The 25782-nt window shown below is 71.7% G+C and carries 26 protein-coding genes and 1 riboswitch; of the genes, 16 read left to right on the top strand and 10 right to left on the bottom strand.

Annotated features, from left to right (window positions below):
* Positions 1-26 precede the first annotated feature (26 nt).
* From CU044_RS18145 to CU044_RS18135, 3 genes are all read left to right on the top strand, one after another.
* A complete protein-coding gene (locus CU044_RS18145) occupies positions 27-497 on the top strand; it encodes a DUF5304 domain-containing protein (protein WP_129769768.1) in 471 nt (156 codons plus the stop codon).
* A gap of 103 nt (positions 498-600) precedes the next feature.
* Positions 601-1542, top strand: coding sequence for an ROK family glucokinase (locus CU044_RS18140; RefSeq protein WP_030355398.1), 942 nt, complete (start codon positions 601-603; stop codon positions 1540-1542).
* A gap of 181 nt (positions 1543-1723) precedes the next feature.
* Positions 1724-2476, top strand: coding sequence for an endonuclease/exonuclease/phosphatase family protein (locus CU044_RS18135; RefSeq protein ID WP_129769767.1), 753 nt, complete (start codon positions 1724-1726; stop codon positions 2474-2476).
* A 23-nt stretch (positions 2477-2499) separates the two neighbouring features.
* Here CU044_RS18135 and CU044_RS18130 read toward each other — a convergent pair whose 3' ends face one another.
* Together CU044_RS18130 and CU044_RS18125 are read right to left on the bottom strand one after the other, a co-directional pair.
* Entirely contained in the window at positions 2500-3126 is a 627-nt protein-coding gene (locus tag CU044_RS18130) for a hypothetical protein (protein ID WP_129769766.1), read from the bottom strand.
* Positions 3119-3898: an alpha/beta fold hydrolase gene (locus CU044_RS18125; RefSeq protein WP_129769765.1), complete on the bottom strand. Its 780-nt coding sequence runs from the start codon at positions 3896-3898 to the stop codon at positions 3119-3121. Before CU044_RS18125 ends, CU044_RS18130 begins: the two co-directional genes overlap by 8 nt.
* Positions 3899-4046: 148 nt before the next feature.
* Between CU044_RS18125 and CU044_RS18120 the strand changes: the two genes are divergently transcribed.
* From CU044_RS18120 to CU044_RS18105, 4 genes are all read left to right on the top strand, one after another.
* Positions 4047-4760: a lysophospholipid acyltransferase family protein gene (locus tag CU044_RS18120; protein ID WP_129769764.1), complete on the top strand. Its 714-nt coding sequence runs from the start codon at positions 4047-4049 to the stop codon at positions 4758-4760.
* Positions 4761-4799: 39 nt separating this feature from the next.
* On the top strand, positions 4800-5981 hold the full coding sequence (locus tag CU044_RS18115) for a DUF5931 domain-containing protein (RefSeq protein ID WP_129769763.1): 1182 nt from the start codon (positions 4800-4802) through the stop codon (positions 5979-5981).
* The gene (locus CU044_RS18110; RefSeq protein WP_129769762.1) at positions 5978-6652 is read left to right on the top strand and encodes a response regulator transcription factor; all 675 of its coding nucleotides are present in this window, start codon (positions 5978-5980) and stop codon (positions 6650-6652) included. Before CU044_RS18115 ends, CU044_RS18110 begins: the two co-directional genes overlap by 4 nt.
* 146 nt (positions 6653-6798) lie before the next feature.
* The gene (locus CU044_RS18105) at positions 6799-7827 is read left to right on the top strand and encodes a 6-phosphofructokinase (RefSeq protein WP_129769761.1); all 1029 of its coding nucleotides are present in this window, start codon (positions 6799-6801) and stop codon (positions 7825-7827) included.
* A gap of 488 nt (positions 7828-8315) precedes the next feature.
* Here the strand turns inward: CU044_RS18105 and CU044_RS18100 are convergent, their stop codons facing one another.
* The gene (locus CU044_RS18100; RefSeq protein WP_129769760.1) at positions 8316-10217 is read right to left on the bottom strand and encodes an anthranilate synthase family protein; all 1902 of its coding nucleotides are present in this window, start codon (positions 10215-10217) and stop codon (positions 8316-8318) included.
* Between the two features lie 257 nt (positions 10218-10474).
* Between CU044_RS18100 and CU044_RS18095 the strand changes: the two genes are divergently transcribed.
* Together CU044_RS18095 and CU044_RS18090 are read left to right on the top strand one after the other, a co-directional pair.
* Positions 10475-11827 (top strand): 3-deoxy-7-phosphoheptulonate synthase class II, encoded by a 1353-nt coding sequence (locus CU044_RS18095; protein WP_129769759.1) that lies wholly within the window; start codon positions 10475-10477, stop codon positions 11825-11827.
* Between the two features lie 160 nt (positions 11828-11987).
* The gene (locus tag CU044_RS18090) at positions 11988-12254 is read left to right on the top strand and encodes a (2Fe-2S)-binding protein (RefSeq protein ID WP_129769758.1); all 267 of its coding nucleotides are present in this window, start codon (positions 11988-11990) and stop codon (positions 12252-12254) included.
* Positions 12255-12262: 8 nt separating this feature from the next.
* Here the strand turns inward: CU044_RS18090 and bfr are convergent, their stop codons facing one another.
* Positions 12263-12742, bottom strand: a complete 480-nt coding sequence (gene bfr / locus CU044_RS18085; RefSeq protein WP_129769757.1) for a bacterioferritin — start codon at positions 12740-12742, stop codon at positions 12263-12265.
* 149 nt (positions 12743-12891) lie between these two features.
* Here bfr and CU044_RS18080 point away from each other — a divergent pair, with 149 nt between their 5' ends.
* Entirely contained in the window at positions 12892-13524 is a 633-nt protein-coding gene (locus CU044_RS18080; RefSeq protein WP_129769756.1) for a sulfite oxidase-like oxidoreductase, read from the top strand.
* A gap of 25 nt (positions 13525-13549) precedes the next feature.
* Here CU044_RS18080 and CU044_RS18075 read toward each other — a convergent pair whose 3' ends face one another.
* The 5 genes from CU044_RS18075 to thiO all read right to left on the bottom strand — a co-directional run bounded on the left by CU044_RS18075 (position 13550) and on the right by thiO (position 18751).
* Positions 13550-14407 (bottom strand): deoxyribonuclease IV, encoded by an 858-nt coding sequence (locus CU044_RS18075; protein WP_129769755.1) that lies wholly within the window; start codon positions 14405-14407, stop codon positions 13550-13552.
* Between the two features lie 2 nt (positions 14408-14409).
* Complete coding sequence (gene pknB / locus CU044_RS18070; protein WP_193563996.1) at positions 14410-16338, bottom strand: Stk1 family PASTA domain-containing Ser/Thr kinase; 1929 nt, start codon at positions 16336-16338, stop codon at positions 14410-14412.
* A 218-nt stretch (positions 16339-16556) separates the two neighbouring features.
* On the bottom strand, positions 16557-17354 hold the full coding sequence (locus tag CU044_RS18065; protein ID WP_129769754.1) for a thiazole synthase: 798 nt from the start codon (positions 17352-17354) through the stop codon (positions 16557-16559).
* Positions 17355-17357: 3 nt separating this feature from the next.
* Positions 17358-17558, bottom strand: coding sequence for a sulfur carrier protein ThiS (thiS, locus tag CU044_RS18060; RefSeq protein ID WP_129769753.1), 201 nt, complete (start codon positions 17556-17558; stop codon positions 17358-17360).
* Complete coding sequence (thiO, locus tag CU044_RS18055) at positions 17555-18751, bottom strand: glycine oxidase ThiO (RefSeq protein WP_129769752.1); 1197 nt, start codon at positions 18749-18751, stop codon at positions 17555-17557. The genes thiS and thiO overlap by 4 nt, the downstream gene beginning before the upstream one ends.
* Positions 18749-18862: riboswitch (TPP riboswitch) on the bottom strand. Its footprint overlaps the gene before it by 3 nt.
* Before the next feature lie 50 nt (positions 18863-18912).
* Here thiO and CU044_RS18050 point away from each other — a divergent pair.
* The 6 genes from CU044_RS18050 (at position 18913) to CU044_RS18025 (ending at position 23822) form a co-directional block, all read left to right on the top strand.
* Positions 18913-19299: a hypothetical protein gene (locus CU044_RS18050; RefSeq protein ID WP_129769751.1), complete on the top strand. Its 387-nt coding sequence runs from the start codon at positions 18913-18915 to the stop codon at positions 19297-19299.
* Positions 19296-20525 carry an FAD-dependent oxidoreductase gene (locus CU044_RS18045; protein ID WP_129769750.1) on the top strand — a complete coding sequence of 410 codons (1230 nt, stop codon included), beginning with the start codon at positions 19296-19298 and terminating at the stop codon, positions 20523-20525. Before CU044_RS18050 ends, CU044_RS18045 begins: the two co-directional genes overlap by 4 nt.
* 90 nt (positions 20526-20615) lie before the next feature.
* The gene (locus tag CU044_RS18040; protein ID WP_129769749.1) at positions 20616-20981 is read left to right on the top strand and encodes an Rv2175c family DNA-binding protein; all 366 of its coding nucleotides are present in this window, start codon (positions 20616-20618) and stop codon (positions 20979-20981) included.
* Positions 20982-21083: 102 nt separating this feature from the next.
* Entirely contained in the window at positions 21084-21743 is a 660-nt protein-coding gene (gene thiE, locus CU044_RS18035; protein ID WP_129769748.1) for a thiamine phosphate synthase, read from the top strand.
* 159 nt (positions 21744-21902) lie between these two features.
* Entirely contained in the window at positions 21903-22820 is a 918-nt protein-coding gene (gene metF / locus CU044_RS18030; RefSeq protein WP_129769747.1) for a methylenetetrahydrofolate reductase [NAD(P)H], read from the top strand.
* A 51-nt stretch (positions 22821-22871) separates the two neighbouring features.
* Positions 22872-23822 carry a hypothetical protein gene (locus tag CU044_RS18025; protein ID WP_129769746.1) on the top strand — a complete coding sequence of 317 codons (951 nt, stop codon included), beginning with the start codon at positions 22872-22874 and terminating at the stop codon, positions 23820-23822.
* 104 nt (positions 23823-23926) lie between these two features.
* Here CU044_RS18025 and CU044_RS18020 read toward each other — a convergent pair whose 3' ends face one another.
* Positions 23927-25441: an NAD(P)/FAD-dependent oxidoreductase gene (locus CU044_RS18020; protein WP_129769745.1), complete on the bottom strand. Its 1515-nt coding sequence runs from the start codon at positions 25439-25441 to the stop codon at positions 23927-23929.
* Between the last annotated feature and the right edge of the window lie 341 nt (positions 25442-25782).

Genomic DNA, 25782 nt, shown 5'->3' with positions numbered 1-25782 from the left:
CCCTGTCTCTGACGCAGGAGTGCCGCATGAGCGATGCCACCGAGCGCCCCGCCGCCGACTCGGACGCCTGGGCCACGGCATGCGCCGAGGATCTGGAGGCCGAGAAGGAGCGCCGCCGCGCGACCTACGGCCCGCAGCCAGGCTCCGCCACCGAGGAACTGCGCAAGCTGGTCGAAGCCGTCGCCGACAAGGTCTCCGCGCTGCCGGGCCCGCTGTTCGGCGTGGCCGCGCAGGGCGCCGTACAGCAGTTCATCAACCAGGCGAAGGCGGCCGTCGAGCCGGTCATCGAGCGCAACCCCGGAGTCTTCGACCATCTCGCCGCCGCGGGCAACGAACTGCTCGCCGCGTACCGCTCCGCCGTCGAGTCCCAGGAGTCCCGCTGGACCCAGGGGACGCCTCCGTCGACCGGGGCCGTACGGGAGACGGAGAAGGCCGGCGATCCCACCGACCCGAGGGACGAAGGGCCTGGTCCGGACGGCCGGATCGACCTGGACTGACCACCGGGGCGACAGCGGTACACGGGGCAGGACCGGCCGGGCCGGCGCCCGCCCTCGGGTACGGTTGAGCCTTAGCGGGGCTCGACCGAAAACTGAGGGACACATGGGACTCACCATCGGCGTCGACATCGGCGGCACGAAGATCGCGGCCGGCGTGGTCGACGAAGAGGGCACCATCCTGGAAACGCACAAGGTACCCACTCCGCCGACCGCCGAAGGCATCGTGGACGCGATCTGCGCCGCGGTCTCCGGTGCCGGCGAGGGGCACCAGATCGAGGCCGTCGGCATCGGCGCCGCCGGCTATGTGGACGACAAGCGCGCGACCGTCCTCTTCGCGCCGAACATCAACTGGCGTCACGAACCGCTCAAGGACAAGGTCGAGCAGCGGGTCGGACTGCCGGTCGTCGTGGAGAACGACGCCAACGCCGCCGCCTGGGGCGAGTACAGGTTCGGTGCCGGGCAGGGCCATGACGACGTCATCTGCATCACGCTCGGCACGGGGCTCGGCGGCGGCATCATCATCGGCAACAAGCTGCGCCGCGGACGCTTCGGCGTGGCAGCCGAGTTCGGGCACATCCGGGTCGTGCCCGACGGGCTGCTGTGCGGTTGCGGAAGCCAGGGCTGCTGGGAGCAGTACGCGTCAGGGCGTGCTCTCGTCCGGTACGCCAGGCAGCGCGCCAACGCGACTCCGGAGAACGCCGGGACGCTGCTCGGTCTCGGCGACGGCACCCCGGAGGGCATCGAGGGCAGGCACATCAGCGCGGCGGCCCGCGCCGGTGACCCCGTCGCCATCGACTCCTTCCGCGAGCTGGCCCGTTGGGCGGGTGCCGGTCTCGCCGATCTGGCCTCGCTCTTCGACCCGTCCGCGTTCATCGTCGGCGGCGGCGTGTCGGACGAGGGCGAACTGGTCCTCGACCCGATCCGCAAGTCCTTCCGGCGCTGGCTGATCGGTGGCGAGTGGCGCCCGCACGCCCAGGTGCTCGCGGCCCAACTGGGCGGCGAGGCAGGGCTGGTGGGAGCCGCGGACCTGGCCCGACAGGGCTGACCCGGCACGACCGCGCCCGCCGTCACCGTGTCCTCGGTGCGGCGGGCGCCGTCATGTCCCGGGCCGCTGGTGTGTCGGTGCGTACGGCCGTTCCTGGGTCGCTGGTGTCGGTGCGTACGGCCGCTCCCGGGCCGCTGGTGTCGGTGCGTACGGCCGCCCCGCCTGCCGATATCTTGGCGGCATGGCGATGCCCACGCTGCCCGACTCCCGTACCGAGCCGGATGGTTCGGCGGTGATCCGGGTGCTCAGCTACAACATCCGGTCGATGCGCGACGACAACGAGGCGCTGGCCCGGGTGATCAGGGCCTGCGCGCCCGATCTGGTCTTCGTCCAGGAGGCGCCGCGGTTCTTCCGCTGGCGCAAACGCGCGGCCTGGCTGGCGGCGCACACCGGTCTCGTGGTGCTCGGCGGCGGCGCCACCGCGGCGGGGCCGCTGCTGCTCTGCTCGCTGCGCGTCGCGGTCGAGCGGACGGAGGACATCCTGCTGCCGCTCACCCCGGGCCTCCACCGGCGCGGCTTCGCCACGGCGGCGGTACGGATCGCGGGCGCCCGGATCGGGCTGCTCAGCTGCCATCTGAGCCTCAGCGCCGACGAGCGCCACGCGCAGGCGGGGATGGTGCTCGACCGGCTCAAGGCCATGGACGTACCGCACACGATCGTCGCCGGGGACCTCAACGACCGCCCCACCGGCCGCGGTTTCCGGCTGCTGGCCGGGGAACTCCAGGACTGCTGGGACCGGGCGCCCTGGGGCGGTGAGTACACCTCGCCCGCCGTACACCCCCGCCAGCGCATCGACGCGATCTTCGCCACGCACGGCATCGAGGTGCTCGGCTGCGGGGTGCCACACGGTCTGCCGGGCCTCGACGAGACCGACCTCAGGGCGGCGACGGATCACCTTCCGGTGCTCGCCGCCCTCCGCGTACCGGCGTTCTGAACCACCGGCTCCCGCCGGGTCCGTCAGACCACCGCACCGCTCCCCGGGTCGTCGCTCTCGTCGTCGTCATGCTTCATCCGCGCCACCAACGTGACGAAACCGCCCAGGAAGCCGCCGATGCAGAGCGTGCTCAGCCACCACGTCATGTCCCACCGCAGCAGGACGGCGACCAGCATCAGCACCGGGCCGCCGATCACCGCGAGCCAGGCGAATCTCGCCGTCGCGTCGGATTCCGGCAGCGGCGGCGGCTCCGGCGGGACGAAATGGCCCTCGTCGCTCTCGTCGAGGTCCTCCTCGCGCGGCTCATCCAGCTGGTAGTCGCGCGGCCCGCCGACGCCGGGCGCGAAGACGACAGAACCGCCCAGCGCGGGCTTCCCGTCCTCGGCGTCCGGCTCCGGATCCTTCCCGGCCGTCGGCTCCGGCTTCTCGGGAGGCTTGCCCAGCGTCTTGTCCGGAGCCGCGGGCTCCGGCCCGGCCCCCGGGTCCGTGCTGTTCCGCTCGCTCTCCAGCAGGGCCTGATCGTCCACCGACTTGAACGGCTTGGCGCCCGGCGGATCCGCCGGCTCCTCGCCGTACCCGGCCACGATCGCCGCCCAGGCCGCGTCCTCGTCGATCGGCTGCGGCTCACGGTCCGCGTCATGCTCAGCCACCGGTGGTGCTCCCCTTCTTCCCGACAGTCGGAGCGAGCCGGCCGATGAACGCGTGACTCTCCTCGAAAATCCGCTCCGCGTCATGGTCCAACGTCGCCACGTGGTAGCTCTGTTCCAGCAGGACCTCACGGACATCCACCGACGAGACCCGGGACAGGATCCTGGCGGAGTCGGCCGGCGGCACCACATGGTCCTCGGGGCTGTGCAGCAGCAGCAACGGCTGGGTGACCTGCGGCAGCGCCGTGTCCACCAGCCGGAAGAAATTCCGCAGCGAGTGCGCCGCGTGCAGCGGCACCCGGTCGTAACCCAGCTCCCGCGCACCCTCCTTGGCGATGTCGCTCGTCAGGCCCCTGGTCGTCGGGACCAGATGACGGAGCACGGGCAGCGCGTACGCCGCCGCTCCGTGCACCTTGATCCCGGGGTTCACCACCACGACCCCGCTGATCTCCCGGCCGTGCTTGGCCGCCAGCCGCAGCGCCAGCGCCCCGCCCATCGACAGCCCGACGACGAAGACCCGCGTACACCGCTCCAGCAGCTCCCGCAGCGCCCGGTCCACCTCCGCGTACCAGTCCTGCCAGCCGGTGACCCGCATGTCCTGCCAGCGGGTGCCGTGCCCGGGGAGCAGCGGCAGCGACACGGTCAGCCCTCGCTCGGCCAGATACCCGGCCCAGGGGCGCAACGACTGCGGGGAACCGGTGAATCCGTGACAGAGAAGGACGCCGACCTCGCCACCTTCGTGGCGGTACGGCTCGGCTCCGGGAAGGACCGGCACCGGGGTCTCCTGTTCGTGAGGATCGGACGATGTACTTCACCGTACGCGACCGGACCGACACCGACCAGATCCGTCGGGCACCCATGAAGGAGAGTGCGGGAGCCCCACGGGTTAAGGTCGGTGCGACAGCACACAGGAGGCAATCGAGTTGATCTACGGCGCCATGAAGTTCTCCATCGGAGGGTCGCTGAAGCTCGCCTTCAGGCCCTGGGTGGAGGGCCTCGAGAACATCCCCGCCGACGGTCCGGCGATCCTCGCGAGCAACCATCTCTCGTTCTCCGACTCGTTCTTCCTCCCGGCCGTGCTCGACCGCAAGGTCACCTTCATCGCCAAGGCCGAGTACTTCACCTCGCCCGGAGTGAAGGGCAAGCTCACCGCCGCGTTCTTCAAGGGCGTGGGACAGCTGCCGGTGGACCGCTCGGGCGCGCGCGGCGCGGGCGAGGCCGCGATCCAGAGCGGCATCAAGGTCCTGGCGAACGGTGAACTCTTCGGCATCTACCCGGAAGGCACCCGCTCGCCCGACGGCCGTCTCTACCGCGGCAAGCCCGGCGGCCTCGCCCGCGTGGCGCTCGCCTCCGGCGCGCCGGTCATCCCGGTCGCCATGATCGACACGGAGAAGATCCAGCCGCCCGGCAAGGTCGTCCCGAAGCTGATGCGCCCGGGGATCAGGATCGGCGAGCCGCTGGACTTCAGCCGCTACCAGGGCATGGAGAGCGACCGGTTCATCCTGCGTTCGGTCACCGACCAGGTGATGTACGAGATCATGAAACTCTCGGGCCAGGAGTATGTCGACATCTACGCGACGGCGGCCAAGCGCCGGCTCGCGGAAGAGGCGAAGGCGGCGGGCACCGGCGGGGAGTGAGCCGGAGGCGAACGGGCCGCAGGGGAACGAGGGGGGCGAGTGGCCAGGCGCGAGCGCGTCGTACGGATGTCGGTGGAGCAGCCGCTGTGGCGGGCGCTGACCGCGTACCGCGTACTGACCATGGTCTACGCGGTCCTGATCTTCTTCTACGAGCGTGAGCGGTTCGAACGCCCCTGGGTCGCCGCCTGGTTCCTCGCGTTCCTGGCGATATGGACCCTGGTCACGCTCCCCAGAGTGGCGAACGCCGTCAGCTGCACCAAGCGCTTCCTGATCGCCGACCTGGCCGTCGCGGTCACCGGCATCCTGCTCACGCCGCTCGCCGACACGCACGCCCAGCAGATCGACGGCCCCACGCTGCCGTCGATATGGGCCGCGGGATCGGTCCTCGCCTTCGCCATCAAGGGCGGCTGGCGCTGGGCCGCGGTCGCCTCCTCCGTCGTCGCCGTCGCCAACCTCGTCGAGCGCGCGCACCCCAGCAGGGACACCCTCCACAACGTCCTGCTCGTCTGGGTCGCCTCCATCGCCATCGGATACGTCGTCGAGGTCGCCCGCGCCTCCGAACGCACCCTCGCCCGCGCCCTGGAGATCGAGGCCGCGACACGGGAGCGCGAGCGGCTGGCCCGTGACATCCACGACAGCGTGCTCCAGGTGCTCGCGATGGTGCAGCGGCGCGGTACGGCGCTGGGCGGCGAGGCCGCCGAACTGGGCCGGCTGGCGGGGGAGCAGGAGATCGCCCTGCGCACGCTGGTCTCCAGCGGACTGGTGCCCGCCACCCGCGCGTCCGAGGACACGGTGGCCCGTACGGCGGGCCGGGACGACGAGCCCTGCGACCTGCGCACACTCCTCGCGCCGTACGCCGGTTCGCGGATCACCTTCTCGGAACCGGGCGCTCCGGTACTGCTGCCGCCGGCCGCGGCCGAGGAACTGACGGCCGCTGTCGGTGCCGCCCTGGACAATGTCCGCAGGCACGCGGGCGCCGAGGCACACGCCTGGATCCTGGTCGAGGAGTGGCCGGACGAAGTGATCGTGACCGTACGGGACGACGGCCCGGGTATCCCGGAGGGCCGGCTCGCCCAGGCCGAGGGGGAGGGCCGGCTCGGCGTCGCCCTCTCGATCCGCGGCCGGCTGCGGGACCTGGGCGGCACGGCCGAGCTGATCTCGGTGCCGGGACAGGGCACGGAAGTCGAGTTGAAGGTTCCACGGGGAGAGGCACGGCGATGACTGAACAGACGGACCCGATCAGGGTGATGGTGGTCGACGACCACCCGATGTGGCGCGACGCCGTCGCCCGCGATCTGGACGCGGCCGGCTTCGACGTGGTCGCGACCGCCGAGGACGGCCCGCAGGCGGTGCGCCGCGCGAAGGCCACCACCCCGCGCGTGCTCGTCCTGGACCTCAATCTGCCCGGTATGCCCGGCGTCCAGGTCTGCAAGGAGCTGGTCGGCACCCTTCCCGGACTCCGCGTGCTGGTGCTCTCCGCCAGCGGCGAGCACGCCGACGTCCTGGAAGCGGTGAAGTCCGGCGCCACCGGCTATCTGCTCAAGTCGGCCCGTACGGAAGACCTGATCGACGCCGTACACCGCACCGCCGTCGGCGACCCGGTCTTCACCCCCGGTCTCGCGGGCCTGGTGCTCGGCGAGTACCGCAGACTCGCCTCCGAGCCCGCGTCCGCCGCCCCCGACGAACCCAAGGCCCCGGAACTGACCGAGCGCGAGACCGAAGTGCTCCGGCTGGTCGCCAAGGGCCTCTCGTACAAACAGATCGCCGAACGCCTGGTCATCTCGCACCGCACCGTGCAGAACCATGTACAGAACACCCTCGGCAAGCTCCAGCTCCACAACCGCGTGGAGCTGGTGCGGTACGCCATCGAACGCGGCCTCGACGACATCTGAGCCGGGCCCGCCCCGGAGAATCCCCGCACAAGCCTTCATCCGCCCTCTGGTGCAACGCAATTGACCCTGCGCACCATGCCGGAGTGACCTGAGTCACCCTTCCTGTGGCCCGGGTACCCGATCGATGGCGAAGGGGAGTGTTTTCCATGCGCGTCGGAGTACTGACCGGGGGCGGCGACTGTCCCGGGCTCAACGCGGTCATCCGCGGCATCGTACGCAAGGGTGTCCAGGAATACGGCTACACGTTCACCGGGTTCAGGGACGGCTGGCGAGGGCCGCTGGACGACGACACCCTACGGCTCGACATCCCCGCGGTACGCGGCATCCTGCCGCGCGGCGGCACCATCCTCGGCTCCTCGCGCACCAACCCCCTCAAGGCCGAGGACGGCGTCCGGCGCATCAGGGAGACCCTCGCCGCGCACGGCGTGGAGGCGCTGATCGTGATCGGCGGCGAGGACACCCTCGGGGTGGCGGCGCGGCTCTCCGACAGCCACGGCATTCCCTGCGTCGGCGTGCCCAAGACCATCGACAACGACCTCTCGGCCACGGACTACACCTTCGGCTTCGACACCGCGGTCGGTATCGCCACCGAGGCGATCGACCGGCTGCACACCACCGCCGAATCCCATATGCGCGTCCTGGTCTGCGAGGTGATGGGCCGTCACGCGGGCTGGATAGCCCTGCACTCCGGCCTGGCAGGCGGCGCGAACGTCATCCTCATACCGGAGCAGCGCTTCGACGTCGACCAGGTCTGCGCCTGGGTGACCTCCCGGTTCAAGGCGTCCTACGCCCCGATCGTCGTCGTCGCGGAGGGCGCGATGCCGAAGGACGGCGACCTGGTCCTCAAGGACGGCACGCTGGACTCCTTCGGCCATGTCCGGCTGTCGGGCGTCGGCGAATGGCTGGCCAAGGAGATCGAGCGCCGCACGGGCAAGGAGGCCAGGACGACGGTCCTCGGCCACGTCCAACGGGGCGGCACCCCCAGCGCCTTCGACCGCTGGCTGGCCACGCGCTTCGGCCTGCACGCGATCGAGGCGGTACGCGACGGCGACTACGGCAAGATGGTCGCCCTGCGCGGTACGGACATAGTCCGCGTCCCGATCTCCGAGGCCACGGCCCAACTCAAAACGGTCCAGCCGGAGCTGTACGACGAGGTGAGCGTCTTCTTCGGCTAGGTCCCCCTTTTTTTTGGGGCTCGGTTCGCCTCCGGGCGCTTTGAGCCCCTGTCGACGGTCGACCGTGCTCGATTCCCTCGTACCTCGGGAACCTCCGCGCGCTCTCCCTTTCGACAGCGGCGCGCCCTTCGGCTCACTCGCCGCCGGAAAGACGGCACCCGGAACGGAGCGGCACCCCACCACGGCGCACGGCCGGGTAGTCGGTGACGGGCGGTGAAGGGGGGCGCGCAGGGGTCGTGTCCGGGACGTAGAGCGTGATGTGTGGCGCACGGACGCCCGAACCATCGACTGGGCGGAGTCGCGCCGTAAATCATGCAGTCCGGGACGCGAGCCCCGGAGCGCACCCCGGCGACACCCCGCACACGACCACCGGCCCCGGCCAAAACGCACCCCGCGCCGGAGGCGCACCGCACCCCGCACACGACCACCGGCCCCGGCCAAAACGCACCCCGCACCACGAGCCCCCGCCGGAGGCGCACCGCCACCACTCAGCCCGCGCCCACGACCCCCCGCCGGAAGGCGCCGAGCAGCCCCGCCACCACCTCCCGCCCATTCAGCGTCAGCACCGACTCCGGATGGAACTGCACCGACGCGAACCCGTCGCCCCTCAGCGCGTACACCTCCCCGCTGTCCCCGTCCCGGCTCACCTCCACCCCGTGCGCCGCCAGTTCCTCCGCCGCCGCGTCGTCGCACCGCGCCGTGAAGCTGTTGTAGAAGCCGACCGTCTCCTCCCGGCCGAACAGGTCGATCCGGGTCTGCGCACCCTGGTACGGCACCCGCTTGCGTACCGTCTCCAGCCCCAGTTCCGCCGCGATCAGCTCGTGCCCGAGGCAGACCCCGAGCAGCCCGTTCCGCCGGTCGCGGACCAGTTCCCCCGCCAGCCCGCGCAGCATCCGCATCTTCGGGTCGGCCGTGTCCGCCGGGTCGCCGGGGCCGGGGCCCAGCACCACCGGGCCCTCGTGCGCGCGCACGGTGGCGCGCAGATCCGGCTCGTCGAAGCGCCGTACGGTCACCTCAAGACCCGACGACCGCAGCACATGCGCCAGCATCGCGGTGAAGGTGTCCTCGCCGTCGACGACCAGGGCGTGCCCGGTGAGCGTCGTGGACGCGGTCCGCATCCTCAGCCAGAACGGCGCGAGGTCCGCGCGCCGCGCGTCCAGCGCGGCCCTGACCCCCGGGTCGTCGGCGAGCCGCGGGCGCGCGGACTCGTCGCGCGGGCGGCCGGGCCGTACGCCCAGCGCCGCCAGCACCCCCGCCGCCTTGGCGTGGGTCTCGGCGACCTCGCTCTCCGGGCGCGAATGACGTACGAGCGTCGCCCCGACCGGCACCCGCAGCCCGCCGTCGCGGTCGATGTCGGCGGTACGGATCAGGATGGGGGAGTCGAGGGTCTGCGTGCCGCCCGCGTCCCGCCCGATGAGCGCGAGCGCGCCCCCGTAGTAGCCGCGCCCGCCGGCCTCGTGCCGCTCGATGACCCGGCAGGCGTTCTGCACCGGCGAGCCGGTGACCGTCGCCGCGAACATCGTCTCCTTCAGCACCTCGCGCACATCGAGCGACGAACGGCCGCGCAACTCGTACTCGGTGTGCGCGAGATGGGCCATCTCCTTGAGCCGGGGGCCGATCACCACCCCGCCCCGGTCGCCGACGGTGCACATCATCTTCAGCTCCTCGTCGACGACCATGGACAGCTCCTCCGTCTCCTTGCGGTCGCCCAGGAACTCCAGCAGCGCTTCGGCGGACGGGCCCTCCGGCGGATAGCGGAAGGTCCCGCTGATCGGGTTCATCACGACGGTCCCGCCGCTCATCCGGACATGGACCTCGGGGCTGGCGCCGACCAGGGTGCGTTCGCCGGTGTGGACGAGGAACGTCCAGTACGCGCCGCGCTCACCGGTGAGCAGCCGCCGGAAGAGGGCGAGGGCGTCGGCCCGCCCGAAGCCGGGGACACGGCCTTCGAAGGTCCGCCGGATGACGAAGTTCGCGCCCTCGCCGCGGCCGATCTCGTCCTCGATCACCCGCCGGACGATCTCCGCGTACCGCTCGTCGTCGATGTCGAACGCGCCGTCCTCGACCCGTACGTCATGGGCGGGCAGCCCGGCGAGGAGTTCCGCGAGCGGCAGTTCGTACGTCTCGTCCGCGACCAGCACGGCCAGCGGCGTCCCGTCGTCCCGTACGTCGAAGCCGCGCTCCCTGATCTGCCGGAACGGCACCAGCGCGAGCGAGGGGCCGGCGCCGTCCGGCAGCTCGCCCAGCCGGTCCGCCTCGTGTACGGATCCGATGAGCAGTTCCACGAGATCGTGGTCCCGGCCGGGGGTGCGGCGGCGGAGCAGGGCGAAGGGCGGGCAGTCGTCGTCCAGGAGCCGTGCGACGAGCGTCCGGGGTGTCGCGTGGGACATCTGCGGTGTTCCTTCCGGGGAGAGGGAGAGGAACGGCCGCTTTCCGGTCCGAGGCCCGGACCCGGAGAACACTGAAGGCCGCCCCTCGGGCGGCCTTCGCGATTCGTGGTGCGCGCGTGAATCAGTGGGCCGCCGAGCGAGCGGTCCACCACCAGGTCTGATGCGAATGCGCGAACATGAGCGGCACCCTAGCACCGCGTGTTCCACACTGTGAGCGCCGCCTGTACCACAGCCCGCGACCACGTAACCTGGGGCGCGTGACAGTGAATGCTGAGAACCCCGCGGCCCATGTGCCCTCCTGGCAAGATCTTCCCGCTGCGCAGCAGCCGGAGTATCCGGACCGGGAGGCCCTGCGCGAGGTCGTGGCCGAGCTGGAGAGCTATCCTCCGCTCGTCTTCGCGGGCGAGTGCGACCAGCTGCGCGCCCGGCTCGGGGCCGTCGCCAAGGGTGAGGCGTTCCTGCTCCAGGGCGGCGACTGCGCCGAGGCGTTCGACGCCGTCTCCGCGGATCAGATCCGCAACAAGCTGAAGACGCTTCTCCAGATGGGCGCCGTCCTCACCTACGCGGCGTCCGTGCCGGTGGTGAAGGTCGGCCGGATCGCCGGGCAGTACTCGAAGCCGCGCTCCAAGAGCACCGAGACGCGCGACGGCGTGACGCTGCCCACGTACCGGGGCGACTCCGTCAACGGCTTCGACTTCAACGAGAAGGCCCGGATCCCGGACCCCGAGCGGCTCAAGCGGATGTACCACATGTCCGCCGCCACGCTCAATCTGGTCCGCGCCTTCACCACGGGCGGCTACGCCGATCTGCGCCAGGTGCACGCCTGGAACCAGGACTTCGTGAAGTCGTCCCCGTCGGGCCAGCGTTACGAGCAGCTCGCCCGCGAGATCGACAACGCGCTGAACTTCATGAAGGCCGCGGGCACCGACCCGGCGGAGTTCCGCACCGTCGAGTTCTACGCCTCGCACGAGGCGCTGCTGCTGGACTACGAGTCGGCGCTGACCCGGATCGACTCCCGCACCGGCCGGCTGTACGACGTCTCCGGCCACATGGTCTGGATCGGTGAGCGCACCCGCCAGCTCGACGGCGCGCACATCGAGTTCGCCTCGAAGATCGACAACCCGATCGGCATCAAGCTCGGCCCGACGACGACGGTCGACGAGGCGCTCACCTACATCGACCGGCTCGACCCCGACCGCGTGCCCGGCCGGCTGACCTTCATCGTCAGGATGGGCGCCGACAAGGTCAGGGACAAGCTCCCCGAGCTGGTCGAGAAGGTCACGGCCTCCGGCGCCACGGTGGCGTGGGTGACCGACCCGATGCACGGCAACACCTTCGAGGCGGCCTCCGGCCACAAGACCCGCCGCTTCGACGATGTGCTCGACGAGGTCAAGGGCTTCTTCGAGGTCCACAAGGGCCTCGGCACGCACCCGGGCGGTATCCATGTGGAGCTGACCGGCGACGATGTCACCGAGTGCGTGGGCGGCGGCGACGAGATCTTCGTCGACGATCTGCACCAGCGCTACGAGACGGCCTGCGACCCGCGGCTCAACCGCAGCCAGTCGCTCGACCTGGCCTTCCTGGTGGCCGAGATGTACCGCGACCAGTAGGGGCGCGGGGCGAGGGCCCTCATACCACGATGGGGTACGGATCGATGTGATCCGTACCCCATCGGTGTTTCCCCGGCTTTTGTCCGGCGGGGTCGGCAGGTAAGGTTAGGTTAGCCTCACCGGGTTCCGGGGTGGCCTGAACCAGCGACCCCTCCGGGAGGTGAACCGCGTGTACGTCTGCTCCTGCTTCGGCATCACCGAAACACAGGTGAAGGAACACGCGGCCGCCGGGGCGTGCACCCCCCGCCAGATAGCGTCGGCCAGCAAGGCCGGCACCGACTGCGGTTCGTGCGTACGCCGTATCCAGTCCCTCCTCGGCCGAGGCGGCTGCCCGCGCCGTGAGCTGCTCGACCAGGGCGCTCCCGCGCTCGCGGAGCTCGGCGTGCCGGAGGGCACGGTCCCGCCCGCTCTCCGAGAAGCCGCGTAGGCGGCGGTTCAGCTGTCGGGCTGCTCGATCTGCTGGGAGATATAGAGCGGCTCACCGAGCTTCTCGATCAGCTCCAGCTGGGTGTCGAGATAGTCGATGTGATGCTCCTCGTCCTTGAGGATCGATTCGAAGATCCCCTTCGAGGTGTGGTCCGCCTTGTTCCGCATGACCTCGATTCCGCGCTTCAGCCGGTCGATGGCCTCGACCTCGACCTCCCGGTCCGCCTCGAACATCTCGGTGACCGTCTGCCCCACCCGCACATGGAAGAGCCGCTGGTAGTTCGGCAGCCCCTCCAGAAAGAGCAGCCGGTCGGTGAGCAGCTCGGCGTGCCTCATCTCGTCGAACGACTCGGCCCGGGTGTATTTCGCGAGCTTGGTCCACCCGTTGTTCTCCTGCATTTTGCTGTGCAGGAAGTATTGATTGATGGCGGTCAGTTCGGCGGTCAGCTGCTCATTGAGGAATTCGATGACCTCGGGGTCGCCCTGCATCGCAGAGGCTCCTTCCAAGCGTGTGACGGGTGCGCGCATCCTCGCACCGTCACCAGGGGCCGTCCAGTAAGTGCATGCTTAGTATGGATTGCCTGGTCGCGTTCGGGCCTGGTCATGACCACCCTTCGCGGTCTGTCACCATGGAAGGCATGGGTCAGCCGGAAAGCCGGGAACGTCAAGAGCCGGAACAGTCCGAGCTACCACCGGGGCAGCGTCTACAGCGCGGCTGGCCGGTGACCCACTATGGGCCCGTACCGAAATTCCGGCAGGAACGCTGGGAGTTCCGGGTCTTCGGAGCCACCGCCGACGGCGACAAGCACTGCTGGAATCACGAGGAGTTCTCGGCGCTTCCGTTCTCCACCGTCGTGGGCGATCTGCACTGCGTCACGAAGTTCAGCATGGTGGGGGCCGAATGGGGCGGCGTCCCCGCCCGTACGATCGCGGAACTCGCGCCCCCCGCGGCGAGCGTCACCCATGTCATGGTCTGGGCCGAGTACGGCTTCAGCTCCAATCTGCGGCTCGCCGACTTTCTCTCGGACCGGACGATATTCGCCACCCATAAGGACGGTGAATTGCTCACCGCCGAGCACGGTTTCCCCGTACGGCTCGTCGTACCGCATCTGTACGCCTGGAAAGGGCCCAAGTGGGTCCGGGGCGTGGAGTACATGACCGCCGACCGCCGCGGCTTCTGGGAGGAGCGCGGCTATCACAACGTCGGCGACCCCTGGGCCGAGCAGCGCTACTCCTACCAGGAAGTCCCCGGGGACGGCCCGGAGCTGTAGGCCGTGTCCGCGACACGGCCCGGCGTCAGCCGTCGCGCAGCTTCTTCAGCCGTGCCACGTCCGCCGCGTGCCCCTCCGTGCCACCGGGTGTCTCGATCACCAGCGGAACGTTCTCGGTCGCCGGATGCGCGAACAGCTCACGGAACGGCTCCTCGCCGATATGTCCCGCGCCGATGTTCTCGTGACGGTCCTTGTGCGCGCCCGCCACATCCTTGGAGTCATTGGCGTGGATCAGCTTGAGCCGCCCCTCGCCGACCGTGTCCACCAGCAGATCCAGCGTCTGCCGCATCCCGTGCGGTCCCGCCAGATCGTGCCCGGCCGCGAAGATATGGCAGGTGTCCAGACAGACGCCCAGCTTGGGATGGGCGTCGAGCGCCTCGAAGTACGGGCCGAAGTCCCAGGTCCTCGAACAGAGCGAGAAGCCCTGTCCCGCGGTCGACTCCAGCAGCAGAAACGGATCGTCGTCACGGGTCAGCTCGTCGAGAAGCGGCAGCATCCGCTCCCGTACCTGCGCGAGAGCCACCTCACGGGGCCGCCCGCCGGTCGCCGAGCCCGTGTGCACGACCACGCCCAGCGCGCCGATCTCACGGCCCCGGCGCAGACTGTGCCGCAGCGACTCCACCGACTTCTCGGCGGTCGCCTCCGTATGCGAACCGAAGTTGATCAGATAGGGCGCGTGCACATACGCCGGGATCTCCTCCGCCGCGCACTGCGCGCGGAACTGCTCGTCCTGCGCCGGATTGCCCGGGGGAGTCGCCCAGCCGCGCGGATTGGCCGCGAAGACCTGGACGGTCTCGGCGCCCAGCTCACGTGCGTAGGCCAGACCGGTCGAGGCGAGGCCGCCCGCCACGGGGACATGGCTGCCGACGGGGTTGCGCGTCACTCCTAGAGCCCCTTGGTCGTGATGGTGATGGTGCTGCCCTCGGGGGCCTCCCGGCCGCCCTCGACCGACTGCTTTGCCACGGTCTCCCCCAGGAAGGGGAAGCCCCGGTCCACGGTGACCTCGAAGCCAGCCTCCTCCAGCAGCTTCGTGGCCTCGTCGGTCGTCTTACCGGTCACATCGGGTACGGAGATCATCCGCGGCCCCTGGGAGACCGTCAGCGTGACCGTATCGCCCCGGGCCAGCTGGGCACCCTCGGCCGCGGACTGCCGGGCGACCGACCCCGCGTCCTCGGGAGAGTTCACGCGCTCGGCCGCGACCTTCACCTTGAGCCCCTGGTCCGCCAGCTCCTCGGTGGCGTCCTCCACGGACTCACCGGTCACATCGGGGACGTCCACCGGGCTGCCCTTGCTCACCACGAGCGCGACCCCGGAATCGGGCCGCACCCCGCTCCCGGACGCCGGGGCCGAACTGATCACGGTGCCCTGCGGGATGTTGTCGTCGAACTCCCGCGTGACGACCCCGGCCGCCAGCCCCACCTTCTTCAGCGCCCGCCGCGCCTCGCCCAGCGGCATGCTCTCCAGATCCGGGACCTTGACGACCTCGGGACCGCGCGAGATCACGACGGTCACCGAGCCGTTGCCGCGGATACGCGCGCGGGGCGCGGGGTCGCTGCCCATGACCGTGCCGCGGGCGAAGGAGTCGCTGAAGTCCTTGGTGACCTTCACCTCCAGCCCCGCGTCCGAGAGCCGCTTCCTGGCCTCCTGCTCGCTCTGGCCGAGCAGCGAGGGGACGCGCGTGAACTGTCCGGAATTGATGTACCAGACGCCCGTACCGACACCGAGCACCAGCAGTACGGCGACCACCGCCGCGACGACGCCCCGGCGGGGCATGACCGGGCGACGGCCCGGCGCGTCCGACGGGGGCGCCATCTCCAGCCGGCTCGTGCGGTTCGGCGTCCCGTCCTCCGCCGGCTCGACGGACCGGATGCGCGGGATCACCGCCGTACGGTTCTCGGCACCGGCACCGGCACCGGCCCCGCCCTCCGGCTCGGGCGTGGCCCGCGGCGGTACGGCGTCCAGCTGCGCGTCGGTCAGCGCGGCCCGCGCCTCCCGCGTCAGCGCGAGCAGCGCCACCGCGTCCGCGGGCCGCACCTCGGGGTTACGGGCGGTCGCCGCCGCGACCAGCTCGTCCAGCTCCACGGCCAGCCCCGGCACGGCGGCCGACGGCGCGGGCACGTCCTCGTTCAGATGCCGGTAGAGCACCTGCGCGGGGGTCTCCCCGCCGTGCGGCTTCGCACCGGTCAGCATCTCGTGGAGGACGACCCCGCAGGCGTACACGTCGACGCGGGTGTCGGACGTGCCGTGCTCGATCTGCTCCGGCGCCAGATACGACACCGTGCCGAGGACGCTTCCGGTGGTGTTCGTGACATCGCCGACGGCCCGCACGAGTCCGAAGTCGGCGACCTTGACCCGGCCGTCGTCCCCTATCAGCACGTTCTCCGGCTTCATGTCCCGGTGCACGAACCCGGCCCGGTGCGCGGCCCCCAGCGCGGCGAGCACCGGCTCCAGAATGTCCAGCGCGGCCCGAGGCCGCAGCGCCCCGCGCTCCCGCACGACATCGCGCAGCGTGCACCCCGCGACGTACTCCATCGCCAGATAGACGTAGGCGCCCTCGGCGCCCTGGTCGAAGACCGCGACGACATTGGGATGCGACAGCCGGGCCACCGACTTGGCCTCGCGGATGAAGCGCTCCACGAAGGTGGCGTCGGCGGCGAGGGCGGGATGCATCACCTTGAGCGCGAGGACCCGGTCGAGCCGGATGTCGACGGCCCGGTAGACCGTGGCCATCCCGCCGACGGCGATCCGCGCGTCCACGCGGTAACGGCCGTCGAGCACGTGCCCGACGATGGGGTCCTTGAGGGTGGTATCCACGAGCCCGAGTCTACGAGCCACGGTTCACCTCCGGCGGGGGGTGTGGTCCGGGGTTCGTCTTTGGCTGGGGCCGGTGGTCTGGGCAGGGTCGCGCCGTACGGGGGTCCGGGGGTGCCCCCCGGGAAAACACAGCATGCCGTCCGGACACGTACCTCCGGAGGCCCCGGACCCCGGCCCAGCCACGACAACCGCACCCTCCCCGCCGGAGGCGCACCGCTCTAGGGGAACGCCGGCCTCTCCGGGTCCAGCGCCGCCACCCCCTCCACCGGCGACGACGCCCACGCGATCCGCCGCCGCGGCATCCGTCCCGCCCGCCACGCCAGCCGCCCCGCCGACACCGCGTACCGCATCGCCTCCGCCATCAGCACCGGCTCCCGCGCCCGCGTCACCGCCGACGCCAGCATCACCGCCGCGCACCCCAGCTCCATCGCCAGCGCCGCGTCCGACGCCGTACCCGCGCCCGCGTCCAGGATCACCGGCACCCCCGCCCGCTCCACGATCAGCTCGAAGTTGTGCGGATTGCGGATACCGAGGCCGGAGCCGATCGGTGAGCCCAGCGGCATGATCGCCGCGCATCCCACGTCCTCCAGCTTCGCCGCGAGCACCGGATCGTCATTGGTGTACGGCAGGACCGTGAAGCCGTCGTCGACCAGGGTCTCCGCCGCTTCGAGCAGCTCGATGGGGTCGGGCAGCAGCGTGCGCTCGTCCGCGACCACCTCCAGCTTGATCCAGTCCGTACCGAGCGCCTCGCGGGCGAGACGTGCGGTGAGCACCGCCTCCCCGGCGGTGAAGCAGCCCGCCGTGTTGGGCAGCGCGCGGATGCCGAGCGAGTCGAGTACGGACAGGACGGAGCCGTGCACGGTGGGGTCGAGGCGGCGCATCGCGACCGTGGTGAGTTCGGTGCCCGAGGCGGTCAGGGAGCGTTCCAGCACGTCGAGGCTGGGCGCGCCGCCCGTGCCCATGATCAGCCGGGAGGCGAACGTGGCGGAGCCGATGGTCAGCGGGTCGTCGGCCATGACTCAGCCTCCCTGGACCGCGGTGAGGACTTCGACGCGGTCGCCGTCGTTGAGCGGTGTGCCGGACCAGCGGGTGCGCGGGATCACCGTCTCGTTGACGGCCGCGGCGACCCCCGAGGGCGCGGGGGCGAGTGTGGCGACCACGACGTCGAGGGTGGTGGCGGGCGCGAGCTCGCGGGGCTCGCCGTTCACGGAGATGTTCATGCGGTCTGCTCCTGACGGATGGACGCGACGGGCGAGGGGCGCGAGGAGAACCGCGACGGGGAGAAGGCACGGGCCTCCGGGGGCAGTTCGCCGGTCGTCAGCACCGTGGCCATCGCGTCGCCTGTGACGGGCGTGAGCAGGACCCCGTTGCGGTAGTGGCCGGTGGCCAGGGACAGCCCCGGCAGCGCGGTGGGCCCGAGCAGCGGCGCGTTGTCCGGTGAGCCGGGGCGCAGCCCGGCGAGGGTTTCGGTGAGCGGCAGTTCCGTGATGCCGGGGATGAGTTCGTGCGCGTCCCGCAGCAGTTGGTACACCCCGCCCGCCGTGACCGTGGTGTCCCAGCCGAGTTCCTCGCTGGTGGCGCCGACGACCAGTTCGCCGTTCTCGCGCGGCACCAGATAGACGTGGCTGCCGCGCACGGCGGCCCGTACCGTCCTGGAGAGGAAGGGCGCGTACGTACGGGGCACGGTCAGCCGCAGGACCTGGCCCTTGACGGGCCGTACCGGCGGCAGGACATCGGCCGGTACGCCCCCGAGCCGGCCGCTGAGGCTGCCGCCCGCCAGTACCACCTGTTCCGCGGTGAGCGTGCTGCCGTCGGCCAGGACGGCGCCGGTGGCCCGGTCGCGTACGACGGAGAGCCGGTCGGCGTGGGCGCGGTGGACGACCACCCCGGCCCGTTCGCACGCGGTCAGCAGGGCCGCCGCCAGCCGCCGGGGATCGATCTGGTGGTCGTCGTCGACGCGCAGACCGCCGCGTACGCCCGGCGCGAGCATCGGTTCCAGGCGCCGGCACTCACGGCCCGTGAGCCACTGGGACGTCAGTCCGGAACGCTGCTGGAAGGCGTGCAGTTCGCGCAACTGGGCGCGGTCGTCGGTGTCGAGGGCGACGGCGAGGGTGCCGCACGTCCGGTAGCCGGTGTCCCGCCCGCTGGCCGCCTCCAGTTCGGCGACGAAGCCCGGGTAGCGCGCGGCGGAGGCGAGGTTGAGGCCGAGCAACGCTTCCTCGCCGTAGTGGAGTTCGGTGACGGCCGCGAGCATCCCCGCCGCGACCCGCGCCGCGCCGCCGCCGGGATCGGGGTCGGTGACGGCGGTGCGCAGCCCGTGCTGCGCCGCCCGCCAGGCGGTGACCAGGCCGATGATCCCGCCGCCGATGACGAGGACGTCGGAGGCCGCTGTTCCTTCACGGGGTGACTGCATGGGCGTCCAGCCCCTCCCTTCGCCGGCATGACCCGGATCAGGTTCGTACGGTCGGAGGCCGCCTCAGCCTCCCTCTCAGCCCGGTGCGTCCGGACTCCCGCGAGGTAGTGTCGGCTGCCAGCCTAACGCCCTGACCTCCGCGCTGTAAGGGAGCGATTACCGTGGCCCGTTCACTGGACGGACTCGTTCTTTCCCCGGTCGCCGACCAGGCACCGGGGCAGGTGGGCACCGCCACCCGCTTCCTCTACCGCGAGGAGGACGGCATGATCCGCGCCGAGTACGCGGGCGGTGACGTGGTCCGCGGATATCTCGTCGGGACGCGCGAGGGCGACCGGCTGGATTTCCGGTACGTACAGCTGAAGACGGACGGCGCGACCTCGTCGGGGCACTGCGTCTCCACCGTGGTCGGCCTTCCCGACGGCCGGGTGCGGCTGGAGGAGACCTGGGAGTGGGAGTCCCAGGAGGGCAGCGGCACGAGCGTGGTGGAACAGGTTCCCGCCGACGTTCGGGGAGTTGTCCGGGACGGGCTGTCTAAGGTGATCGGGTGAGCGAGAGACAGCGGGAGACAGAACCGGCCGGAGAGCCGAGGGTGGTCGTCGTCGGCGCGGGCATGGCGGGCGTGCAGACCGCGGTGGCCCTGCGGGAGAAGGGCTTCGGCGGCCCGGTCACCGTACTCGGCGCCGAGCCGCATCCACCGTACGACCGGCCCCCGCTCTCCAAGGCGGTCCTGCTGGGCAAGGCGGAGAGCCCGGCCTTCGACATCGACTTCGCGGCGCTGTCCGTCCGGCTCAGGCTCGGCCTCGACGTGACCGGACTGCGCCCCGGCGCACGGGAACTGGACACCGCGCGCGGGCCCGTTCCGTACGACGTGCTGGTCGTCGCGACCGGCGCGGAACCGATCGTCCTGCCGGGCACCGAGTCGCTGCCCGGGGTCCATCTGCTGCGCACGCTGGACGACGCGGAGCGGCTGCGTCCGGTGCTCGGCCGCAGGCAGCGGGTCGTGGTCGTCGGCGCGGGGTGGATCGGCGCGGAGTTCACCACGGCGGCCCGGGAGGCGGGCTGCGCCGTGACGGTCGTCGAGGCGGCCGACCGGCCGCTCGCGGGCGCCCTGCCCGCCGATGTCGCCGCTCCTATGACCGGCTGGTACGCGGAGAGCGGGGCCGAACTGCTGACGGACGCCCGGGTGGCCGGTGTCGAACCGGGCGCGGTGCTGCTCGCGGACGGCCGGCGGCTGGACGCGGACGCGGTGGTCGTGGGCATCGGCGCGCGGCCCGCGACGGGCTGGCTGGCCGGATCGGGGATGGAGCTGGGCCCGGACGGCGCCATCGTGGCGGACGAGCGGCTGCGGACCTCGCTGCCTGAGGTGTACGCGGTGGGTGACTGCGCCTCGTTCCCCTCGGCCCGTTACGGAGAGCGACTGCTCGTACATCACTGGGACAACGCGCTCCAGGGGCCGCGCACGGTCGCCGCGCAGGTGGTCGGCGAGACCGACGAGATCTACGACCCCGTGCCGTACTTCTGGTCCGAGCAGTTCGGCCGTTTCGTGCAGTACGCGGGCCACCACGCGGACGGTGACACCCTGGTCCGGCGCGGCGATCCGGCCGGGAGCGCCTGGTCGGTGGTCTGGCTGCGGGACGGGGCGCCGACCGCGCTGCTGGCCGTCGGCAGGCCCCGGGATCTGGCGCAGGGCCGCAAGCTCATCGAGGCGGGCGCGCGGCTGGATCCGGAGCGGACCGCGGACCCGTCCGTACCGCTGCGCAAGGCCGTGCTCTGAGCCCGCGCGGGTCGCGGCACCGCCGGGGCGGCGGCCCGATTGGGGCTTCTCGGCTACCGTCTGTCAGTCCGGGATGGCACGCTTGTCCTTGTGACCGAGATTGACGCAAAGATCGATGCTCTCGTCCCCGCCTGGCTTCACCTGCCCGACATCGCGGAAAAGCTCGACGTCGAGGTGACGCGTGTGCGGCAGTTGGTGAAGGAAGGCCAGCTGATCGCGGTGCGCCGCGGCGAGAACAGGACGCTCCAGGTGCCCGCCGCCTTCATCGACGGCAACAAGGTGGTCAAGGGCCTCGCCGGCACCCTGACGCTCCTGAGGGACGACAGTTTCACCGACGAAGAGATGCTCGAGTGGCTCTTCACCCCCGACCCCAGCCTGCCGGGCACGCCCGCGCAGGCGCTCAGTGAGAATCGCGGCACGGAGGTGAAGCGCCGGGCCCAGGCGCTCGCCGTCTGACGACATCGCCATCCGCGGTGCGCGGCGGCCCCGTACGACCGTCCGCCGGTCGTCCGTCGGCCGCCGCGCACCGCCGACCCACACATCACGGGGGGATCTTCCATGGCCACGGCTTCCGCGGCTTCCGCTTCGCTGTCCGACGCCCGGCTCTATCTGTGCACGGACGCCCGTGAGCGGCAGGGGGATCTCGCCGAGTTCCTCGACGCCGTGCTCGCGTCGGGCGTGGACATCGTGCAGCTGCGCGACAAGGGCATGGAGGCGGCCGAGGAGCTGGACCACCTCCAGGTCTTCGCCGACGCCTGCCGCAGGCACGGCCGGCTGCTCGCCGTGAACGACCGAGCCGATGTGGCCCATGCCATCGGCTCCGACGTGCTGCATCTGGGACAGGGCGATCTGCCCGTCCCCGCCGCGCGCGCGATCCTCGGGAACGGGCCGCTGATCGGCCGTTCCACCCATGCCGAGGCCGAGGTGGACGCGGCGCTCGCCGAGCCCGGCGTGGACTACTTCTGTACGGGCCCCTGCTGGCCCACTCCCACCAAGCCGGGCCGCCACGCCCCGGGGCTCGATCTGGTGCGGTACGCCGCGTCCCGCGCCACGGACCGTCCGTGGTTCGCGATCGGCGGGATCGACGCCGCCCGTCTCGACGAGGTGCTGGACGCCGGTGCCCGCAGGGTCGTCGTCGTCCGGGCGATCACCGAGGCGGACGACCCGGCGGCGGCGACCGCGGCCCTGGCGAAGCGCGTGCGCGACCGTGCCGTATGACGGCGGCGGGGTGTACGGATGGCCGGAGCGCGGCGTACGGATGACGGGAGTGCGGCGCACGGTGACGTGCCGTGCGCGAGCGCGGCCACTTAACCGGCAATCCCGGCAAAAGCCCCTCGTCCGGTTGGGGGACCGCCCCACCCTCGATAGCCTGCACATATGGCCCTAGGCACAGCTTCGACCAGATCGGATCACGCGCTGACCGTGCGTGATCTGCTCGCGACCGGCAAGACTTCGTACTCGTTCGAGTTCTGGGCGCCCAAGACGGAGAAGGGCGAGCGGAACCTCTGGAACGCGTTGCGCCGGATCGAGGCGGTCGCCCCGAGCTTCGTCTCCGTGACCTATGGCGCGGGTGGCTCCACCCGCGCGGGCACGGTCAGGGCCACCGAGCGGATCGCCGCCGACAGCACGCTCACGCCGGTCGCGCACCTCACGGCCGTCGGCCAGTCCGTCGCCGAGCTGCGCAACATGGTCGGGCAGTACGCCGACGCCGGGATCCGCAACATCCTCGCCGTACGCGGCGATCCGCCCGGCGACCCCATGGGCGAGTGGGTCAAGCACCCGGACGGTGTGCGCTACGCCGTCGAACTGGTCAGGCTGATCAAGGAGTCCGGCGACTTCTGCGTCGGAGTGGCGGCCTTCCCCGAGATGCATCCGCGGTCCACCGACTGGGACACGGACGTCAGGCACTTCGTGGACAAGTGCCGCGCGGGCGCCGATTACGCGATCACGCAGATGTTCTTCGACCCCGAGGGCTATCTGCGGCTGCGCGACCGCGCCGCCGCGGCCGGTTGCGAGACGCCGATCATTCCGGAAATCATGCCCGTCACCAGTGTGAAGATGCTGGAGCGATTGCCGCAGCTCTCCACCGCGGTCTTCCCGCCCGAGCTGAAAGAGCGGATCCTCTCGGTCAGGGAGGATCCCGCCGCTGTACGCTCCATTGGCATCGAGTTCGCGACGGAGTTCTGTGCCGAGCTGCTCTCCGAGGGTGTCCCCGGCTTGCACTTCATCACGCTCAACAACTCCACGGCGACGCTCGAAATCTACGAGAATCTCGGACTGCACGAGCAGTCGTGACCGGCCGTACCCGCCCTGTCCCCGGGCGGTGGGCCCAGGAGAGGGGCGGGCATGGGCTGGACGGTCCTCTACATCGCATTCGGCATCGTGGCCCTGTGGCTGCTCGGTGAGGTGCTGCTCCAGTACAAGGCGCGGCTGCGCTGGCGAGTGCTCGCCTTCACCGGGTTCATGGGTGTGGTCCTCGGCGTACTGATCCCTTCCATATTCGTCATCGCGCTGGGCGCGATCGCGTTCGCGGTCGGCCAGACGTATGTGACGCTGTCCTTCCGCCGCGGCTTCTCGACGGGCTGGGCGATAGGCGGCAGTCCGGGCGCGAGCCGCCGCCGCAAGGCCGGAAGCCGGCAGGCGCAGGAGCGCGAGCCCGCGCTTGAGGTCTCGGACCTGGAGTACGAGCCGCCCGCGTACGAGCCCCCCGCGTACGAGCCGGAGGCGCCCGCGCCGGCCGCCGCGGTCTATGAGCCGGAGCCGCTGCCCGACGACACGGGGCAGTACGGGATATACGACGACGCGGCCCGTGAGGCGCGTCAGCAGGGGCACGCGGGCGCGGGCGCGGCGACCGGTGCCCACGAGTACGGCGACGGCGCCGGCTACGACGCGTATCCGGGATACGGGCAGCACCAGCCCGCGGGCCAGGACGGATACGCGCCCCAGGACGCCTACCACTCCGGCCAGGACATGTATCCCGGCCAGGACGCGTACGCGCAGCAGCAGTACGGCTACGACGCGGGGCAGCAGCAGTACCCCGGGTACACCGACCCGTACACCGGCGCGGCCGACAGCGGCCGGCAGTACGGCTCCTACGACAGCTTCGGCGGCCAGCAGCAGTACGCCGACCCGTACGGCAACCAGCAGCAGTACGGCGGCGACACCCCGCCCGGCGGCGTGTGGGTCCCGCAGCAGCGCGACCGCGACGGCGAGCAGTTCCCGCCGATACCCCAGGACGAGCCGCGACGGCCGGGCTACCCGGACCCCGACTACAACGAGCAGCAGTACCGCTACTGACCGGCGAGGGGCGACGGGCGACGGGCGACGCGCCTTGGCGGGCCGTCAGGAACGGTCGGCGGCGCGCCTGTTGACCGAGCGGGCGCGGTGGCGGCGCGCGTGGCTCACCGCGAGCCGCGGAAGTCCGCCCCCTCCACGATCAGTCCGGCGACCAGCGCCCCCGACATCCCGGCGTGCGCGAGCCCGCCGCCCGGGTGCGCCCAGCCTCCCGCGCGATACAGCCCGGACAGCCGGGTGGGGTTCCCCGGAAGCAGCAGCCGGCCCTCGGCCCCGGCCAGCGCGGGCGCCGGTACGGAACCGCCCGCGGCCCCCGTCAGCGCCGCCGTATCGGCCGGGGTGCGCAGCTCGCGCCACAGGAGCCGCTCCGCGATCCCCGGCACGGCGGCCCCTGCGGCGGCCACCAGCGCATCGGCGTACCGCTCGCGCAGCGTGGCGTCGGACCAGTCGACCGGGCCGTCCGGGGCCACCGTCGCGGTGAGCGTGACCGCCTCGTGGCCGTCGTCGGGGCGCGTCGCGGCGTCGTCGGGCCGCAGCACCGTGACCGTGGGCCGCGCCGCGGTCCGCCCGGCGAACACCTCGGCCGCCTCGGCGCTTCCGTCGGGGGAGTGCACCACCGTCCGGTGCGCGGCGCCGGGTTCGCGGGCGCCGCGGAGCGCCAGCAGCACCGTGAACCGGCCCGGCCGCACGGCACCACCCGCGTCCGTGCCCGGCGGCCGTACGTCACCGTCCGCGTCGAGCCGCCATTCCACGAGCGGGCCGGGCGCGATTCCCGCCACCACATGGCCGGCTTCCGCGACCGTGCCGTCCGCCAGCTCGATCCCCGTCGCCGCGCCGTCCTTCTCGACGATCCGGGTCACCTCGGCGCCGAAGACGAACTCCACCCGGCGGGCCAGGCACCGTTCGTACACCGCGCGCGCCAACTCCCGCATGCCGCCCCCGACATACCAGCTGCCGAAGGTCTGCTCCAGATACGGCAGCAGGGCGGCGCTCGCCGGGGCGTGCCGGGGGTCGAGCCCGTACGACAGGGCGTAGCCGTCCAGCAGCGCCGCCAGCCGCGGGTCGGCCAGCTCCCAGGCGCCGATCTCCGCGACCGTCGTGGCCTGCCGGGCGCCGCGGAGCAGCCGTCGCCGCCGTACGGCCGGATACGGATCCCGGCCCAGCACCCGCCAGTCCGCCCACAGCGGCTCCTCCAGCAGCGGGCGCCGCGAGCGGTCCCAGGCGTCCCGGGCCCGGCCGAGGAACTCCCCCCAGCGCTCCCCGGCGCCCGCGCCCAGCGCGGCGTCCAGGGCGGAGACCACGCCGCCGCGCGACGCGTTGGGCAGCCGTACGTCGGTGCCGTCGGCGAAGACATGCCGGCTCGCCGGATCCACCTGACCGAGCCGGACGCGGCTCTCCAGCGGCTCCTTGCCGGTCTTGACGAAGAGATCGCGGTAGACGGCCGGCAGATGCAGCAGACCGGGCCCGGTGTCGAAGACGAACCCGTCCCGCTCGAACCGGCCCACCGACCCGCCGTACGTCGCCGCGCGTTCGTACACCGTCACCCGCTGACCCGCCACCGCGAGCCGGGCGGCCGCCGCCATGGCGCCCATCCCGGCGCCGATCACCGCAATCCGTGCCATGGCAGCGATTTTAGAGCGCCGGGGGAGCACCGGTATCCGGCCGCTTCGCGCGCGATGCCACGACCGCCCTGGGCGGGAGTACGCAGGACTGAGTACCGGTACCTAGTGGGGGAGATGAGTAGGCACGCGGATGGGCTCCGACCTGCGCGGACGGAAGAGTGGGGATCACGGAAGGGGCGCGGCGCCGGCACCGCCGACACGGGGCGGCGGAACGGCGCGGCTCCCCTGACGTAACGGGGGTGCGGACGGGGAGCCCAGCGACCACGGGGGATCACAAGGAAGCGGGCTCTCCGGCATCCCGGAGAACGGGGACCAGGGGGTACGGGGACAGGGGGACGGGG

Origin of the sequence: Streptomyces sp. L-9-10 (genome assembly GCF_004151105.1) — a bacterium.
Lineage (GTDB): Bacteria > Actinomycetota > Actinomycetes > Streptomycetales > Streptomycetaceae > Streptomyces.
Note: the sequence above shows the minus strand (reverse complement) of the source record. Positions and strands in the feature narration are given on the sequence as shown.

What these genes read in the sequence shown, in the direction of transcription:
- CU044_RS18110 (WP_129769762.1), top strand. Translation starts at nt 5,978, where the DNA reads ATGACTGAACAGACGGACCCGATCAGGGTGATGGTGGTCGACGACCAC.
- CU044_RS18100 (WP_129769760.1), bottom strand. Translation starts at nt 10,217, where the DNA reads ATGTCCCACGCGACACCCCGGACGCTCGTCGCACGGCTCCTGGACGAC.
- CU044_RS18145 (WP_129769768.1), top strand. Translation starts at nt 27, where the DNA reads ATGAGCGATGCCACCGAGCGCCCCGCCGCCGACTCGGACGCCTGGGCC.
- bfr (WP_129769757.1), bottom strand. Translation starts at nt 12,742, where the DNA reads ATGCAGGGCGACCCCGAGGTCATCGAATTCCTCAATGAGCAGCTGACC.
- CU044_RS18140 (WP_030355398.1), top strand. Translation starts at nt 601, where the DNA reads ATGGGACTCACCATCGGCGTCGACATCGGCGGCACGAAGATCGCGGCC.
- thiS (WP_129769753.1), bottom strand. Translation starts at nt 17,558, where the DNA reads ATGAACATCTCCGTGAACGGCGAGCCCCGCGAGCTCGCGCCCGCCACC.
- CU044_RS18025 (WP_129769746.1), top strand. Translation starts at nt 22,872, where the DNA reads ATGGGCTGGACGGTCCTCTACATCGCATTCGGCATCGTGGCCCTGTGG.
- CU044_RS18065 (WP_129769754.1), bottom strand. Translation starts at nt 17,354, where the DNA reads ATGGCCGACGACCCGCTGACCATCGGCTCCGCCACGTTCGCCTCCCGG.
- thiO (WP_129769752.1), bottom strand. Translation starts at nt 18,751, where the DNA reads ATGCAGTCACCCCGTGAAGGAACAGCGGCCTCCGACGTCCTCGTCATC.
- CU044_RS18080 (WP_129769756.1), top strand. Translation starts at nt 12,892, where the DNA reads ATGGGTCAGCCGGAAAGCCGGGAACGTCAAGAGCCGGAACAGTCCGAG.
- metF (WP_129769747.1), top strand. Translation starts at nt 21,903, where the DNA reads ATGGCCCTAGGCACAGCTTCGACCAGATCGGATCACGCGCTGACCGTG.
- CU044_RS18135 (WP_129769767.1), top strand. Translation starts at nt 1,724, where the DNA reads ATGGCGATGCCCACGCTGCCCGACTCCCGTACCGAGCCGGATGGTTCG.
- CU044_RS18020 (WP_129769745.1), bottom strand. Translation starts at nt 25,441, where the DNA reads ATGGCACGGATTGCGGTGATCGGCGCCGGGATGGGCGCCATGGCGGCG.
- thiE (WP_129769748.1), top strand. Translation starts at nt 21,084, where the DNA reads ATGGCCACGGCTTCCGCGGCTTCCGCTTCGCTGTCCGACGCCCGGCTC.
- CU044_RS18105 (WP_129769761.1), top strand. Translation starts at nt 6,799, where the DNA reads ATGCGCGTCGGAGTACTGACCGGGGGCGGCGACTGTCCCGGGCTCAAC.